Origin of the sequence: Methylocystis parvus OBBP, from assembly GCF_027571405.1 — a bacterium.
Classification (GTDB): domain Bacteria; phylum Pseudomonadota; class Alphaproteobacteria; order Rhizobiales; family Beijerinckiaceae; genus Methylocystis; species Methylocystis parva.
Genome location: NZ_CP092968.1, coordinates 3,257,501 through 3,271,649 on the forward strand (window position 1 = coordinate 3,257,501; position 14,149 = coordinate 3,271,649).

Consider the following 14,149-nt stretch of genomic DNA (forward strand, 5'->3'; position numbering starts at 1 on the left):
CCGCCGAAACAGTTGTGGCGCGTATCCTACGAAACGATTTTTAGCTTGCTTGCCCCTCACCCCAGCCCTCTCCCCGCGAGCGGGGAAAGGGAGCCGCGAAGGAAGAGGCTTATGACTGAAATTCGCGTTCCGACGCTCGGCGAATCCGTCACCGAGGCGACGATCGGCCGTTGGTTCAAGAAGGCGGGCGACGTGGTGCGCGCCGACGAGACCTTGGCCGAGCTGGAAACCGACAAGGTGACGCTGGAGGTCAATGCGCCGGCGGCCGGCGTGCTTGCGGAGATCGTCGCCAAGGAAGGCGAGACGGTGACGCCGGGCGCGCTTCTTGGCCAGATCATGCCTGGCGGCGCCGCGGCCGCGCCTGCGTCCGCCGCGAAACCCGCTCCCGCGCCTGTCGCGCCCGTCGCGGCGCCGGTCGCCGCCGCCCAGGCGACGACAATGCCGCCGTCCCCGGCCGCCGCCAAGATCGCGGTTGAAAGGGGCGTCGACGTCTCGCAGGTTGCGGGCTCGGGGAAGCGCGGACAGGCGTTGAAGTCCGACGTGATCGACTTCGCCGCCCGCGCCCCGGCGACGGCGCAGGCTGTCGCGCCAGCCCCGGTCGTCGAGGCTCCGCCGCCGCCATTGCCGCGCGCGCCCGTTCCGCAGGAGGACGCCGCGCGCGAGGAGCGCGTGAAGATGACGCGTCTGCGCCAGACGATTGCGCGGCGCCTGAAGGAAGCGCAGAGCGTCGCGGCGATGCTCACGACCTTCAATGAGGTCGATATGTCGGCGCTGATCGCGCAGCGCAACAAATACAAGGAGCTCTTCGAGAAGAAACACGGCGTGAAGCTCGGCTTCATGGGCTATTTCGTGAGAGCCTGTTGCCAGGCGCTCGAAGAGATTCCCGCCGTCAACGCCGAGATCGACGGAACCGACATCATCTACAAGCGCTTCTGCCATATCGGCGTGGCGGTCGGAACCGAGAAAGGCCTCGTCGTGCCGGTCGTGCGCGACGCGGATCGCATGTCGCTCGCCGAGATCGAGAAGTCGATCGCGGCGCTCGGCAAGAAGGCGCGCGAGGGCGCGCTCGACATTTCGGACCTGCAGGGCGGCACCTTCACCATCTCGAATGGCGGCGTTTATGGCTCGCTGATGTCGACGCCGATCCTCAACGCGCCGCAATCCGGCATTCTCGGCATGCACAAGATTCAGGAGCGCCCGGTCGCCGTCGAGGGCAAGATCGAGATCCGCCCGATGATGTATCTTGCGCTCTCCTATGACCATCGCATCGTCGACGGGAAGGAGGCCGTGACCTTCCTCGTGCGCGTCAAGGAAACGCTGGAGGACCCCGGCCGCCTGGCGCTGGCGCTGTAAAGCCCGGCTGAGGCGCGGCTTCACAATTGGCCGCGCCGGCCTCTTTAAAACTCCTCGAAAGCGCCACATCTCTAGCAGGAAGACGCGCTGCAGGGCAGGCGTCGATGGGCGGGTCGAACTGAACGCCGAGGAGGAGGCAATGGAAGCTAAGTTGACGATCGAACGAAAGGCGCCTCTGCTGACGCCCGAGCAGTTCGCCAATCTGGGCGACGGCATGATCGCCTATGTGAAAGAGATGCGCTCCGAGGACGTGAACCGCCTCTATCCGCAGGCGCCTCAGATCCAGCCGGGGCTCACCATCTTCGCGCTTATCGGCGCCGACGGCGCGCCCATCGTGCTCGCCGACTCTGAAGAAGGCGCCATCGGCAACGCCCGCGAAAATGATCTGACCATGGTCAGCCTGCATTGATCCAGAGCGCCTCCCCGGCTTCGAGGGGCCGGGGCGCTTCCTCTCGGCGAGATAATTCCATTAGAGGCAGGGATTTTGCTTCCATGGCGCAAAGGTCCGCCATGGAGCCGGTCATGTCGACAAACGAACTCTATGCAGTCTGCCACGTCAACGACGTCGCCAAGCGCGGCGCGGTGGGCTTCGTCCTCGCGCGGCGGGAGGGGGACAAGACCGTCGCTTTTCCGATCTTCGTCGTAAGGCAGGGAAAGAATTTCCACGCTTATCTCAACCGCTGCCCGCATCAGGGCGCGCGCATCGATTTCCAGCCCGGTCACTTTCTGGATCAGGGCCATCGCGCCATCGTTTGCGGCAAGCATGGCGCGATGTTCGAATTGACCACCGGCAAATGCTATGACGGTCCTTGTGCAGGAGCGTCGCTGGAAAAGATCGAATGCGTGGTCGATGGCGAGGATGTTTGCATCACGGGCGTCGAACTCGCGGAAGAGGACGGACTCGACCGCGAGGAGCATGACGAGTTCCCGCCGGTTATGATCACGTCTGATTGAGGGCCCTCGGGGCTGCGGGTGAACGGCAATCTTGAACCATTCGCCCGGCCAATACTTCCGTAAAGGGGAAGTATTGCTCGCGCCCGGCGTTGCCTTCTTGGAGCGGGACGCGACTCACCCGCCCCCGAAAAGCTGCTCGATAATATTCTTCTCCCGCGTCGCCGGGCGGCGGCCGCGCGGGGTTGGCGGCGGGCCGGCGTCGGGGATGTCCTCCGGGGGCGTCAGGTCGTCGGGCTCGCGCGCCGCGCGGCGTCCGCGGGGCGACTGTGGCGGGGCGATCGTCGCGGTCTCGTCGCGCGACTCGGGCGACGGCTGCTCCTGCGCATGGCTTTCCGGCGGCGGCGTGGCGGCGCGCTTCTGCGGCCTCGCCTGCGGCGCGGGCTTGTCCTGCCCGGTGAAGATGCCGATGAGATCGTCCAGCGGCTTGGCGACGATTTCCTCCGCCTCCGAACGCCATGACCCCGTCGGCAGGCCCGCGACGGGCGCGCCCTTCAGGGCGATGGACATATAGCGGCTCCATATCTCGACCGGGAGATTGCCGCCAGAAGCCTTTCTGGTCGGAGAAGAATCGTCATTGCCGAGCCAGACGCCGGTGACGAGTCGGCTCGTATAGCCGATGAACCAGGCGTCGCGGAAATCCTGGCTGGTGCCGGTCTTGCCCGCCGCCTGCCAGCCCGGCAGCTCCGCCTTGCGGGCCGTGCCGGTGAGCAGCGTCTCCTGCATCATCGTATTCATCATCGCCACATATTGCGGCTCGATCACGCGGCCGAAGGTGGAGCCCTTGCGCTGATAGAGCGTCTTCCCCGCGGCGGTTCTGACGCGCGTGATGATATGCGGCTGCACGCCGACGCCGCCATTGGCGAAAGGGGCGAAAGCGGTGACGAGTTCGAGCGGCGTGACTTCCGACGTGCCGAGCGCGATGGAGGCGTTGGGCTGCAAATCCGACTGAATGCCGAGTCGATGCGCGATCTTCGCGACGGTTTTCGGCCCGACCTCCATGCCGACGCGCACCGCCACCGTGTTCAGCGACAGCGCCAGCGCCTTGGTCAGCGTGACGGGACCGAAATATTCGTGGCTGTAATTTTCGGGCGTCCAGCCCTTGATGTTGAGCGGCCCGTCCTCGCGCACGGAATCGGGCGTCAGCCCGTGTTCGAGGCCGGCGAGATAGACGAAGGGTTTGAAGGCCGAGCCCGGCTGCCGCCTGGCGGAGACGGCGCGGTTGAACTGGCTTTCGGAATAGTCGCGTCCCCCGACGAGCGCCCGAATGGCCCCGTTCGGATCGATCGAGACGACGGCGCCCTGCGAGACGTTGTATTTGGGGCCTTTTTTGTCGAGCTCTTCCTTCAGCGCGCCTTCCGCGATTGTCTGCAGTCGTCCGTCGATCGTCGTCGTGACGACAATGTCCTCGTCGATCGCGCCGATCGTGTCGTCGAGCATGTCCATGACGTAATCGGCCGCGTAATTGATTGAACCGCCCGCCTGCTCCTTCATGGCGCGCGCCGGATGGGCGAGGGCGGATTTGGCCATGGCTTCGCTGATATGGCCTTCCTGGGTCATGGCGGTGACGACCTGCGCGGCGCGTTCGGTCGCGCCTTCCGGATTGCGGTCGGGCGCGAGCTTCGACGGCGCTTTCATCAGCCCCGCGAGCACGGCGGATTCCGAGAGCGTCGCGGTTCTGGCGCTATGGCCGAAATAGCGCTGCGAGGCCGCTTCGACGCCATAGGCGCCCGAGCCGAAATAGACGCGGTTGAGATAGAGTTCGAGGATCTGGTCCTTCGAATATTTATGCTCGAGCCAGAGCGCGAGGATCGCTTCCTGAATCTTGCGCGACAAGGTCCGCTCCTGCGTCAGGAACAGATTCTTGGCGAGCTGCTGGGTGAGGGTCGAGCCGCCCTGCATGCCGCCGCGGCCCGAGACGTTGCGCAGCAAAGCTCGGCCGATGCCCTGCGGATCGACGCCCCAATGCGAATAGAAGCGCCGGTCCTCGATGGCGATGAAGGCTTTGGGCAGATATGGCGGAAGGTCCGAAATGCGGATCGCCGCGCCGCCGGTGTCGCCCCGATTGGCGAGCAATTCGCCATCCGCGCCCATGATCGCGATGTTCGGCGGCCGCTTCGGCACGGCGAGCTGGTCGATGGGCGGAAGCTGCGAGCCGTAATAGACCGCGAGCGCGCCGCCGCCGATCATGCCCCAGATGGAGAGGGTCAAGCCCCAGTAGAACAGCGCGCCGATCATCGATCCCGGCCGCCGTCTCGGCTTTGATTGAGCCGGTTCATCGGAATCGTCGTCCTCGAATTCGTCCGGCTCGTCGGTCTCCGGCGCGCGTCTGGCGCGGGCCGGGGGGCGTCTCTCGGCGCGCAGCGCGCCGTCATCCGCCTCCTCGTCGAACTTCGGTTCCCGACGTCTGCCGCCACGCGCCATGGTCTTCGCCTCGAGGCGCTCCGCCGCCGCCTCCTTGCGTCAAGAATTCAGCTTAACGAAGGCGCTTTAAGGGCCGGTTAAGAAATGCCGGCGCCGCGCCGCGTCTTGTGCGCTGCAGTACAAAAAGCCTGTGGAGGAAACGAAACCTTATTGCTCGTCGCGCATTCTAATCACGGCGCAATTTTCACGCCGGAGGCGCCAATGCTTGCCTTTTTAAGCTTCGCTACGCTCCTGGGGCTTCTCATCGTCGCCATTCCGGCGCTGGTGATCGAGGTCTCGAGGGAGCTCGACCATCGCAGGCGTTCGCGCTTCGGCCGCCGCGGCGCCGGCGGGCAACCTTCGGCCTGACCAGGCAAACCCGCCTTTGGCGCTCTTCTCCACAAGCCGGGCCTCGACGCCCCTTGCGATTCCGCGCCCGGCTTGTCAAAGTCACCGCCCCCGGGCGTTTGCGCCCCTTGATGCGGACGGTTTTTGAGGCGATGAAGGTCACGATCGAAAGAGCCGCGCTGTTGCGGGCGCTCGGCCATGTTCACCGTGTTGTTGAACGGCGCACCACGATCCCCATTCTCGCCAATGTCCTCATCGACGCGCGCGACGGCGCCCTGACGCTCAAGGCGACCGACCTCGACCTCGAAGTCACCGAGAAGACCGTCGCCGAAGCAGGGCAGGCGGGCGCGACGACGCTGCCGGCGCACACGCTTTACGACATCGTCCGCAAATTGCCCGAGGGCGCGCAGGTGTCTCTCGACGAGTCGGGCGACGGCCAGCTCACCTTGCGTTCGGGCCGCTCGCGCTTCAACCTCTCGACCCTGCCGGAAAGCGACTTCCCCGACGTCACCTCGGGCGAGTTCAGCCATAAATTCTCGCTTCCGCCCGCTGACCTCAAGCGGCTGATCGAGAAGACGCAATTCGCGATCTCGAATGAAGAGACCCGTTATTATCTCAATGGCATCTACATTCACGCCATGGAGGTCGACGGCCAGCTCATGCTGCGCGCCGTGGCGACCGACGGCCATCGCCTCGCGCGGCTCGAATTGCCGGCTCCCGAAGGCTGCGCCGGCATGCCCGGCGTCATCCTGCCGCGCAAGGCCGTGCAGGAGGTGCAAAAGCTCATCGAGGATGCGCAGGGCGACGTGCTGGTCGAACTCTCGACCAACAAGATGCGTTTCACTTTCGGCGACGCGCTGCTGACGACCAAGCTCATCGACGGCACTTTTCCCGATTACGCCCGCGTCATTCCCGCCAATAACGACAAGCGCCTCACCGTCGAGCGCGACGTCTTCGCCAAGGCGGTGGATCGCGTCTCGACAATTTCCTCCGAGCGCGGCCGCGCCGTGAAGCTGGCGCTCACCTCGGGCAAGCTCGTGCTCTCCGTCACCAATCCCGATCAGGGTTCGGCCGTCGAGGAGATCGAAGCCGATTATGACGGCGAGCCGCTCGATGTCGGCTTCAACGCCCGCTATCTGCTCGACATCACCCAGCAGCTCGACAGCGACACGGCGCTGTTCAAGCTCGCCGATCCGGGCTCGCCGACGCTGATCCAGGACCGCGACGGCGCGAGCGCTCTTTACGTGCTGATGCCGATGCGGGTGTGAAATCTTGCTTTCGACAGCCCTTGTCATTGGAGCTGTGTGAAAATTGCTCGCTAATAAATTTCTGCCCCGACAGGTTTGGGAAGCCAAGCTCCGTCGCTATGGTTGTAAACCTAGCGGGGCGATCCCGAAATTAGAGACTGCCGAATGGTGGATTGCTCCCGGGGAACGGCTGTTTGCGGTTCCAGTGGAACGCGACGGGAGTTGTGAATTCTGGGCGGTCCAAAAATTGGTGCAGCAGTTTTGCTGGGATGCAGGCGAAACAAAGCACTAACCGGTCGTCACCGCCAGATATGATTTTTCCATCCGATCAAGCTGCCTCGGCGTCATCTTGAAATTGAGGAATCCGGCGTGCTGCAATTCGTCTTTTAAATTCCCGATCAAAACCGCGCGAACTGGCTTACCGTGTACGTGGGACAAGATCCCTTCGAGCGCGGGCTGAACATCTCCAAGGAGAAGCGTCGGGTCGGCGTGGGATAGGACAAATCCGGGCACGTCGTTGCTATAAGCACGAAGACCGCCGTCCTCGCGTCGCTCAAAAATCACCGTTATTTCAATATTTTGCACGTTGTTTCCGGCGACCGAGGCAACATCTGGGCTATTATTATATGGGAACGTTGCTTGGAAGCAACGTTACGGCGACCTACAAGGAGTCGAGGGGACGACGCTGTCTGGGCCTTTCAGCGCGCCTTTGCGTTGACAAAGAGCCCGACGAACAGCCCGAAGCCGAAGCCCGAGAGATGCGCGGCGAGGCTGGACATGGGCAACAGGAAATCGGCGGCGATCTGAACCAGCATGGCGAGGCCGAGCGCCGTGGCGCGGAAGGCGTCGAGACTTGCGCGGTGACGCAGCCAATCTTTGATCCGCAGCGCGCCCACAACCCCGAAAAGCGCGAAAATGGCGCCCGATGCGCCGACATAGAGGCCATAGCCGACGAGCCCGCTCGCCATCAGCGCCAGAATGAAGGCAGACGAAAACAGCGCGCCGCCGAGATAGATGAAGAATGTCTTGAGCGACCCGGCCTCATGTTCGAGCTCGCGGCCGATCAGGGCCAGCATCAACATATTGAGTCCGAAATGCAGCGGGCCGTAATGCAGCAGGGTCGAGGTCAGCACGCGCCAGCTTTCGCCGTGCAAAGCAAGCGGCGCCCATAGCGCGCCGAGCGTGATGAGCGTCTCGGCGTCCTGCGAGCCGCCAAGCGCCAGCTCCGCGACGAACATCGCGGAATTGGCGAAGATGAGCAGCAGCGTCGCCGGCGGCAGGCGCCAGCCGCGCGCCTGCCGGGCGCTTTCCGCGGCGACGCGCGACGCGACGCCCTCGACGATCTCCCGGGCGCGCGGCGAAAGATGCGGCGGCGGGGCGGAGGACTTAGCCAGTTGGCGGCGCGCCGCGATCGCCGCCGGCGTCTCCTTGCGGCTCATGGCGAGGCCTTCAAATTCGGCCCGCGCATGCGCTTCGTCGCCCGCATGGCGTTTGGCGACGGCGATCCAATAATCGGCCGTATCGGCGTCGAGGCGCATCACGCGGAACGCCAGCTCCTCGACTTCGTGCGGCCGCCCCGCGAATGCGAGGACGAAAAGCCACGCAAAGACCGTCTGCTCCAGCGGGGTCGAATCCGCGGAGCGCGCAAAGTCGCGGATCATCTCCTCGATGCGGCCCGTCTCGCCGAGCGCGCGCAGGCGATAGCTTGCGAGCTGGCGGGCGTTTTCCGGGTTCTGGGCGAGGACGAGCGCCTTTTCCCAGTCGCCGCGATCCGCAAGAAGGCGCGTCTCGATGACGGCCGCCTGCTCCGCCGGCGCGCGGGCGGCGAGCGCGGCGAAGGCCTGAGCTTTTTCGCGCGGATCCTCTATCGCGGCGGCGCGGGCGAAGGCGGCCGAAAGCCGCATGGCCGAGGTCGGGTGAAAGAGGGCGATGAGATCCGCGCAGCGCGCCGCCGCATCGAGCCGGCCAACCCGCGCGTAACGGGCCTGAAGCGCGCCAAGCGCCATGGGCGCGCCGATGAGCGGGATGAAGACGAGGGAGACGAGACCGCCCGCCTCCTGCGGGAAGCTCCAAAGCGCAAGGCCGCCGACAATGAGGACGAGCGCGTTCGCCAGCGAGAAGGAGCGCAGCTCGCGCCGGCGCTGCAGGAGGGCGAGCAGTAGCGAAAGCGCGGAAACCGCCATCAGATTGACGGCGAGAATGCTTTGAAAATCCATCTGCGTCTCGAGGCGCTCGGCTTGTCCCGCGCGAGCATGTCCGACGCCGCGCGCCCAAGTCAAATGCTCCGGCGGAGCTTGCGATTAACCACATGGCGCCCCATTCTTGAAAACGCGGCCTTCGCCCGCGCAAAAGGGCGCCATGCTGGACTTCTACGCCTATCTTTGGCCTTGGCTCGCCGCCTGCTTCGTCGTGGGCGCGGCGACGGGGGCGCTCGTCGCCAAGAACCCGCTCCGTCTGCGGCCGGCGCGCTGGCTCGTCTGGATGAGCCTCGCCTGTCTCGCGGCCGCCGCGGCGCTCGCGTTAGGCGCGATGCGAGGCGCCGTTTCGATCTATATCGAAAGCGCGCTTGGCTGCTTTTTCGCCTTTATCGGCGGTTGCGCGGCCGCCGCTTACGGTTTCCGGCGCAGCTTCGCTTCCCATGAGCGATGGGCTCTGGGTCTCGCGCCCGCCGCGCTTCTATGGTTTGGAGCGACGCAATTCGCTCAGCCGGCTTATGAAGCGGTTCTCGAAAAGCGCGTGTCGGCGCTCGCTCAGGCGGCGGGCGTTGATCCGGCGGGCCTCGCTTTTTCCGGCCGCGACGTGACGGCGCCCGCCAGTCTCGGTGAGAGCAAGGAACTGATGGCGCGCATCGCCGCCGCGCCGGGCGTGCGCCGCATTGTCGCCGCTGAGATTCCGGAAGCCTCCGCCGAAGCGCCGCCCCCGCCCGCAGCGACGGACGCCAAGCCCGACGCGACCGCGACGATTGCGCCGCCCGCGCCGACGCCTTCCGTCGATCCAAAGGACATTCTCGCCTCGCTGCCGGCAGGCGATCTCGACGCGGCGACCTGCCAGCGCGCGCTCGACGCCGTTGCGGTCGCCGAGCCGGTTTCCTTCCGCGCGGCGCGCGCCACCGTCAATCGGCGCGTCGCGGCGGCGCTCGACAAGGCGGTGGAAATCATTCGCCGCTGTCCCGACGCGACAATCGAACTGCGTGGGCATGGCGACGAGGGGAGCCTCGAAGACTCGCTGTCGCGGCGTCGCGCCGCCGCGGCGGAACGTTATCTGCGCCGCGAAGGCGTCGCCGGCAGGCGGCTCGTCGCCGTCGGCTGTTGCGCGCGCGAAGGGCAGCGCGCCGGCGCGATCGACTATATACTGCGCTGATCGCGTTCTCTTTTGCGCAACCATGTTCGCATGTTGATCAAACTATCGGCGCCTTCGCCGTCTCCTGTTTACGTCCGCAACCCCGTTGTTTAATCTTTATTATGCGGCGGACCGCCAAGCTCCTGGCGTTGAAATGGATCGGCCCGGCCCCTTTGGATGCGCGCATCGCGCCATGACGCCGCGCTTCAGCGATCCCCGGACGGCTTGCAGCGAGAACCGACTTTGAACGCAATCGACACGACACATCACGCCCATGCCGCCAACGTCGCCGCGTTGCGGGACGAAGTGCTGAGCCGTCTCACCTATACGGTCGGCAAGGATAGCGCGACCGCGAGCCCGCGCGACTGGTTCGTCGCGACGGCGCTCGCGACGCGCGATCGCGTGGTCGAATCCTGGCTCGCCTCGACCAAGCGCAATTACCGCGAGGATCGCCGCCGCGTTTATTACCTCTCGCTCGAATTCCTGATCGGGCGCCTGCTCATCGACACGCTCGCCAATCTCGGCCTGACCGGCGCCATGCGCGACGCGCTCGGCGAACTCGGCGTCGATCTCGACAAGCTCCGCGAGGTCGAGCCCGACGCGGCGCTCGGCAATGGCGGTCTGGGACGCCTCGCCGCCTGCTTCATGGACAGCATGGCGACGCTCGAAATCGCGGCGGTGGGCTACGGCATCCGCTACGATCACGGCCTTTTCCGCCAGACGATCAAGGACGGCTGGCAGCACGAATATCCGGAGGACTGGCTGTCCTTCGGCAATAGCTGGCAATTCCCGCGACCGGAAATCACTTACGACGTCGGCTTTGGCGGCCATGTGGAAAGTGCGCGGCTCACCGACGGCATGCTCGCCCATGTCTGGCGCCCCGGCGAAACGATCGTCGCCGTCGCCTATGACACGCCGGTCGTCGGCTGGCGGGGCAAGCATGTGAACACGTTGCGCCTCTGGTCGGCGCGCGCGCTCGATCCGCTGCGGCTCGACGCCTTCAACCAGGGCGACCATGTCGGCGCGCTGACCGAGCAGGTGCGCGCCGAGGCCATCTCGAAAGTGCTTTATCCGAGCGACTCGACGCCGGCGGGCCAGGAGCTGCGCCTGCGTCAGGAATATTTCTTCGTCTCCGCGTCGCTGCAGGACCTCATCCGCCGTCATATGAAGCAGACCGGCGACATTGCGAAGCTCGCCGGGAAAAACGCGATCCAGCTCAACGACACGCATCCGGCGATCGGGGTCGCGGAGTTGATGCGTCTCCTCGTCGACGTCTACGGCGTCGACTGGAAGGAGGCGTGGAAGATCACGCAGGCCACCTTCTCCTACACCAATCACACGCTGCTGCCCGAGGCGCTGGAGACCTGGCCGGTTTGGCTGATGGAGAAGCTGCTGCCGCGCCACATGCAGATCATCTATCTCATCAACGCCATGCATCTCGACGGCCTGCGCGAGCAGGGCGTGAAGGACGCCGGCGTCCTTTCCTCCGTCTCGCTCATCGACGAGCATAATGGCCGCCATGTGCGCATGGGCCATCTCGCCTTTCTCGGCTCGCACAAGGTCAATGGCGTTTCGGCGCTGCACAGCGAGCTGGTGAAGGAGACGGTGTTCAAGGATTTTCACCGCCTTTATCCCGATCGCATCGTCAACAAGACAAATGGCGTCACTTTCCGGCGCTGGCTGCTCGAGGCCAATCCGGCATTGTCGCGCCTGCTCGCCGAGACCATCGGGGCGGCCGTCTTCGACGATCCCGAGCGGCTCGTCGACCTCGAAGCTTTCGCCGACGATCCGACCTTCCAGCAGCGCTACGCGGCCGCCAAACGCGAGAACAAGGAACGACTCGCCGCCAGGATTTTCGACAGCGTCGGCGTCCGCGTCGATCCGAATGCGCTGTTCGACGTTCAGATCAAGCGCATACACGAATATAAGCGCCAATTGCTGAACGTGCTGGAAGCGGTCGCGCTCTATCTCGACATCAAGTCGCAGCCGTCTCGCGACTTCGTGCCGCGCGTGAAGATTTTCGCCGGCAAGGCGGCGGCGAGCTATCACCAGGCGAAGCTGATCATCAAGCTCGCCAACGACGTCGCCCGGATCGTCAACGCCGATCCGGAAACGCGCGGCCTGCTGAAAGTGGTCTTTCTTCCGAACTACAATGTCAGCCTCGCCGAAACCATCATTCCGGCGGCGGATCTGTCCGAGCAGATTTCGACGGCCGGCATGGAGGCCTCGGGCACGGGCAATATGAAATTCGCGCTCAACGGCGCGCTCACGATCGGAACGCTGGACGGCGCCAATGTCGAGATCAGGGAGCGCGTGGGCGACGACAACATCTTCATCTTCGGCCTCACGGCGCAGGAAGTGGAAGAAAGCCGCGCCCGCGGCATCGACGCGCGCGAGACGATCGCGGCGAGTCCCCGCCTGACGGAAACGCTCGCCGCCATTTCGAGCGGGCTCTTTTCGCCCGACGATCGGCACCGCTACGCGCAGCTCGTCGATACGCTGACCTATTACGATCACTTCCTCGTCACGAAGGATTTCGACAGCTATTGCGAGGCGCAGCGCAAGGCCGACGCGCGCTGGCGCGATCAGAAGGCCTGGCGACGGTCCTGCATTCTCAATACGGCGCGCGTCGCCTGGTTCTCGTCAGACCGCACGATTCGGGAATATGCGGAAGAGATTTGGAAAGTGTGATCCGCCCGCGTCGCGCGGCCTCGCGGAAGCGAGCCTTAAAAAGAAATCAACCCACGGAGCGGCGCGGCGCGCGCAGATTGAGCTTCGTCAAGCGGCGCGGCTCGGGCAGCGCCGTGACGACGGCGGCGGGCGATTCATATTCCTCCTCGACAGCCGGCCCGACCTTGGCCGCCGTTTCGGATCTGGCCTCCCGGCGCGCGGCGCCCGCCATTTCCGCCACATTGGCGGAGCCGTTGAGAACCGCGCCGCGCGCGACCTCGATCGTCCCGCAATCCCATTTTCCCTCGATGCGGCCGGTGGCCCGCACGGTCAAAAGTTGTCCCGCAGCGATTTCCGCGTTGACGCTGCCGGCAATGTCGGCGTTCGCGACATTGACCTTTCCTTTGATCGTCCCCCCTTGCCCGACGACAAGATGGTTGCAGACAATCTCGCCGTCGAACGAACCGTCGACGACAACGCTGTCGCGCGCCCGGATGACGCCGGTCAGCTCCGCGCCCTCGCCAATATAGACGGAATTCGCCTCTTCGTTCCTGAACGTCGCCATTTCGCTTCCCCTTCCCGCGAATCGCGTCTGACGGCGAAGTTAAACTCTTTCTCGCATCCGCGCGGCAAATTCATGTCGCGGCGACCGCTTTTCGGATTGGAGGACGTTCATTTTCCACCGTCATTGCGAGCATTTTTTTCGAAGTCGGGTATACCCGACTTCGCGGAAGCGCAAAGCAATCCAGGGCCGTGATGAGGCTCTGGATTGCTTCGGCGGCTGCGCCGCCTCGCAATGACGGCGGAAAAAACATGAGCAAAAAGGCCGGCAACTCAGGTGACGGAAACCACTAGGCTGGCGTGTCCTTCTCAACGGCCCGAACGAGCTGGATGAAGGCGTCCGCGGCGGGGGAATGCGTTCGGTCTCGCTTCCAGACGAAGCCGTAGTTCAAGCGCATCCAGGGCAGGTCGATTGGCAGCAGGGCGCACAGGCCGTCCCTCAATTCCCGTTCGATCAAAGCAGGCAAAGTCACCGACAGACCGTCGCTGACGATGACGACGTCTTTCGCGGCCGAGACGGACCCGACGACGATCCGGGGTCGAAAGCGATTATTGACCTCGCTGAAAAAGCCGAACGGCCTTTCGGTCTGCGGCATCTCCATTCGCATGCGCGCAGGCGCCGTCGGACCGACCCATGGAAACGCCATCAAGTCGTCAAGGCAAAGCTTTCGCCGTCCGGCGAGCGGATGGCCGGTCCGGCAATAGAAATGGAGAGGGGAGGCGCGAATGAGCTCCGTTTCCAGTTCCGAATGCTCGGCGGCTTCGGAGATGTCGGCGAGTCCGAGGTCGGCGCGTCCCTGGGAGATGTCGTCGACGACCCGCGTCCAGTCTGTCGTCGAAAGCTCGATCTGAAGGCCGGGATGGCGCGCCGCGAGCATTCCCATCGCTTTCTGAGCCGAGATTTCAGCGGGAAAGGGGGCGACGGCGACCGTCAGCTCGCCAATATCCAGCCCCTTCGTCAAGGTGATCTCCCGCAGGAGTTCCGAATAGCCGCGGAGCAGCATCTCGCCTTTTTCGATTACGATCCGCCCGAAAAGAGTGGGCGTCACGCCGTCATGGCGTTCGAAAAGACGGACGCCGAGCGTATCCTCAAGATGTTTGAGACTCCGCGTCAAAGAAGGTTGGGACACGCCGAGCGCCTTGGCCGCGCGCCCGAAATGGCGGTGCTGGGCCAGGGCGCGAACCATTTCCAGATGACGCAATGATTGCAAGACCATGAAACAGCGTCCCGAAATAACGTCGATGTTATCGATCCATACCATTAGTGGTATTGGACG

Annotated in this window: 12 protein-coding genes; 7 read left to right on the forward strand and 5 right to left on the reverse strand. The window is 64.5% G+C overall.

Annotated elements, in window-relative coordinates; all coding sequences use genetic code 11:
- The first annotated feature begins 111 nt into the window (after positions 1-111).
- The 3 genes from odhB (at position 112) to MMG94_RS15880 (ending at position 2,307) form a co-directional block, all read left to right on the forward strand.
- Positions 112-1,353, forward strand: coding sequence for a 2-oxoglutarate dehydrogenase complex dihydrolipoyllysine-residue succinyltransferase (gene odhB / locus MMG94_RS15870; protein ID WP_016920495.1), 1,242 nt, complete (start codon positions 112-114; stop codon positions 1,351-1,353).
- 139 nt (positions 1,354-1,492) lie between these two features.
- A complete protein-coding gene (locus tag MMG94_RS15875; protein WP_016920494.1) occupies positions 1,493-1,762 on the forward strand; it encodes a BQ00720 family protein in 270 nt (89 codons plus the stop codon).
- A gap of 113 nt (positions 1,763-1,875) precedes the next feature.
- Positions 1,876-2,307, forward strand: a complete 432-nt coding sequence (locus MMG94_RS15880; RefSeq protein WP_026016335.1) for a Rieske (2Fe-2S) protein — start codon at positions 1,876-1,878, stop codon at positions 2,305-2,307.
- A 114-nt stretch (positions 2,308-2,421) separates the two neighbouring features.
- On the opposite strand, the gene MMG94_RS15885 is transcribed toward MMG94_RS15880, so the two are convergent.
- On the reverse strand, positions 2,422-4,728 hold the full coding sequence (locus tag MMG94_RS15885; RefSeq protein ID WP_016920492.1) for a PBP1A family penicillin-binding protein: 2,307 nt from the start codon (positions 4,726-4,728) through the stop codon (positions 2,422-2,424).
- A 201-nt stretch (positions 4,729-4,929) separates the two neighbouring features.
- On the opposite strand from MMG94_RS15885, the gene MMG94_RS15890 reads away from it, so the two are divergent.
- A complete protein-coding gene (locus MMG94_RS15890) occupies positions 4,930-5,076 on the forward strand; it encodes a hypothetical protein (protein WP_016920491.1) in 147 nt (48 codons plus the stop codon).
- A gap of 131 nt (positions 5,077-5,207) precedes the next feature.
- Entirely contained in the window at positions 5,208-6,323 is a 1,116-nt protein-coding gene (gene dnaN / locus MMG94_RS15895) for a DNA polymerase III subunit beta (protein WP_026016334.1), read from the forward strand.
- 267 nt (positions 6,324-6,590) lie between these two features.
- Here dnaN and MMG94_RS15900 read toward each other — a convergent pair whose 3' ends face one another.
- Both MMG94_RS15900 and MMG94_RS15905 read right to left on the reverse strand, forming a co-directional pair.
- Positions 6,591-6,887: an NAD(P)/FAD-dependent oxidoreductase gene (locus MMG94_RS15900; RefSeq protein WP_026016333.1), complete on the reverse strand. Its 297-nt coding sequence runs from the start codon at positions 6,885-6,887 to the stop codon at positions 6,591-6,593.
- Positions 6,888-7,000: 113 nt separating this feature from the next.
- A complete protein-coding gene (locus MMG94_RS15905; RefSeq protein ID WP_154419670.1) occupies positions 7,001-8,518 on the reverse strand; it encodes a rhomboid family protein in 1,518 nt (505 codons plus the stop codon).
- A 106-nt stretch (positions 8,519-8,624) separates the two neighbouring features.
- On the opposite strand from MMG94_RS15905, the gene MMG94_RS15910 reads away from it, so the two are divergent.
- Both MMG94_RS15910 and MMG94_RS15915 read left to right on the forward strand, forming a co-directional pair.
- On the forward strand, positions 8,625-9,662 hold the full coding sequence (locus MMG94_RS15910) for an OmpA family protein (protein WP_016920487.1): 1,038 nt from the start codon (positions 8,625-8,627) through the stop codon (positions 9,660-9,662).
- 156 nt (positions 9,663-9,818) lie between these two features.
- Positions 9,819-12,332: a glycogen/starch/alpha-glucan phosphorylase gene (locus MMG94_RS15915; protein WP_016920486.1), complete on the forward strand. Its 2,514-nt coding sequence runs from the start codon at positions 9,819-9,821 to the stop codon at positions 12,330-12,332.
- 46 nt (positions 12,333-12,378) lie between these two features.
- Here MMG94_RS15915 and MMG94_RS15920 read toward each other — a convergent pair whose 3' ends face one another.
- Positions 12,379-12,876 carry a bactofilin family protein gene (locus MMG94_RS15920; protein ID WP_016920485.1) on the reverse strand — a complete coding sequence of 166 codons (498 nt, stop codon included), beginning with the start codon at positions 12,874-12,876 and terminating at the stop codon, positions 12,379-12,381.
- A 286-nt stretch (positions 12,877-13,162) separates the two neighbouring features.
- Positions 13,163-14,089, reverse strand: a complete 927-nt coding sequence (locus MMG94_RS15925) for a LysR family transcriptional regulator (protein ID WP_162129678.1) — start codon at positions 14,087-14,089, stop codon at positions 13,163-13,165.
- Positions 14,090-14,149 lie beyond the last annotated feature (60 nt).

What these genes read in the sequence shown, in the direction of transcription:
- odhB (WP_016920495.1), top strand. Translation starts at nt 112, where the DNA reads ATGACTGAAATTCGCGTTCCGACGCTCGGCGAATCCGTCACCGAGGCG.
- MMG94_RS15875 (WP_016920494.1), top strand. Translation starts at nt 1,493, where the DNA reads ATGGAAGCTAAGTTGACGATCGAACGAAAGGCGCCTCTGCTGACGCCC.
- MMG94_RS15880 (WP_026016335.1), top strand. Translation starts at nt 1,876, where the DNA reads ATGTCGACAAACGAACTCTATGCAGTCTGCCACGTCAACGACGTCGCC.
- MMG94_RS15885 (WP_016920492.1), bottom strand. Translation starts at nt 4,728, where the DNA reads ATGGCGCGTGGCGGCAGACGTCGGGAACCGAAGTTCGACGAGGAGGCG.
- MMG94_RS15890 (WP_016920491.1), top strand. Translation starts at nt 4,930, where the DNA reads ATGCTTGCCTTTTTAAGCTTCGCTACGCTCCTGGGGCTTCTCATCGTC.
- dnaN (WP_026016334.1), top strand. Translation starts at nt 5,208, where the DNA reads ATGAAGGTCACGATCGAAAGAGCCGCGCTGTTGCGGGCGCTCGGCCAT.
- MMG94_RS15905 (WP_154419670.1), bottom strand. Translation starts at nt 8,518, where the DNA reads ATGGATTTTCAAAGCATTCTCGCCGTCAATCTGATGGCGGTTTCCGCG.
- MMG94_RS15915 (WP_016920486.1), top strand. Translation starts at nt 9,819, where the DNA reads ATGCGCGCATCGCGCCATGACGCCGCGCTTCAGCGATCCCCGGACGGC.
- MMG94_RS15920 (WP_016920485.1), bottom strand. Translation starts at nt 12,876, where the DNA reads ATGGCGACGTTCAGGAACGAAGAGGCGAATTCCGTCTATATTGGCGAG.
- MMG94_RS15925 (WP_162129678.1), bottom strand. Translation starts at nt 14,089, where the DNA reads ATGGTCTTGCAATCATTGCGTCATCTGGAAATGGTTCGCGCCCTGGCC.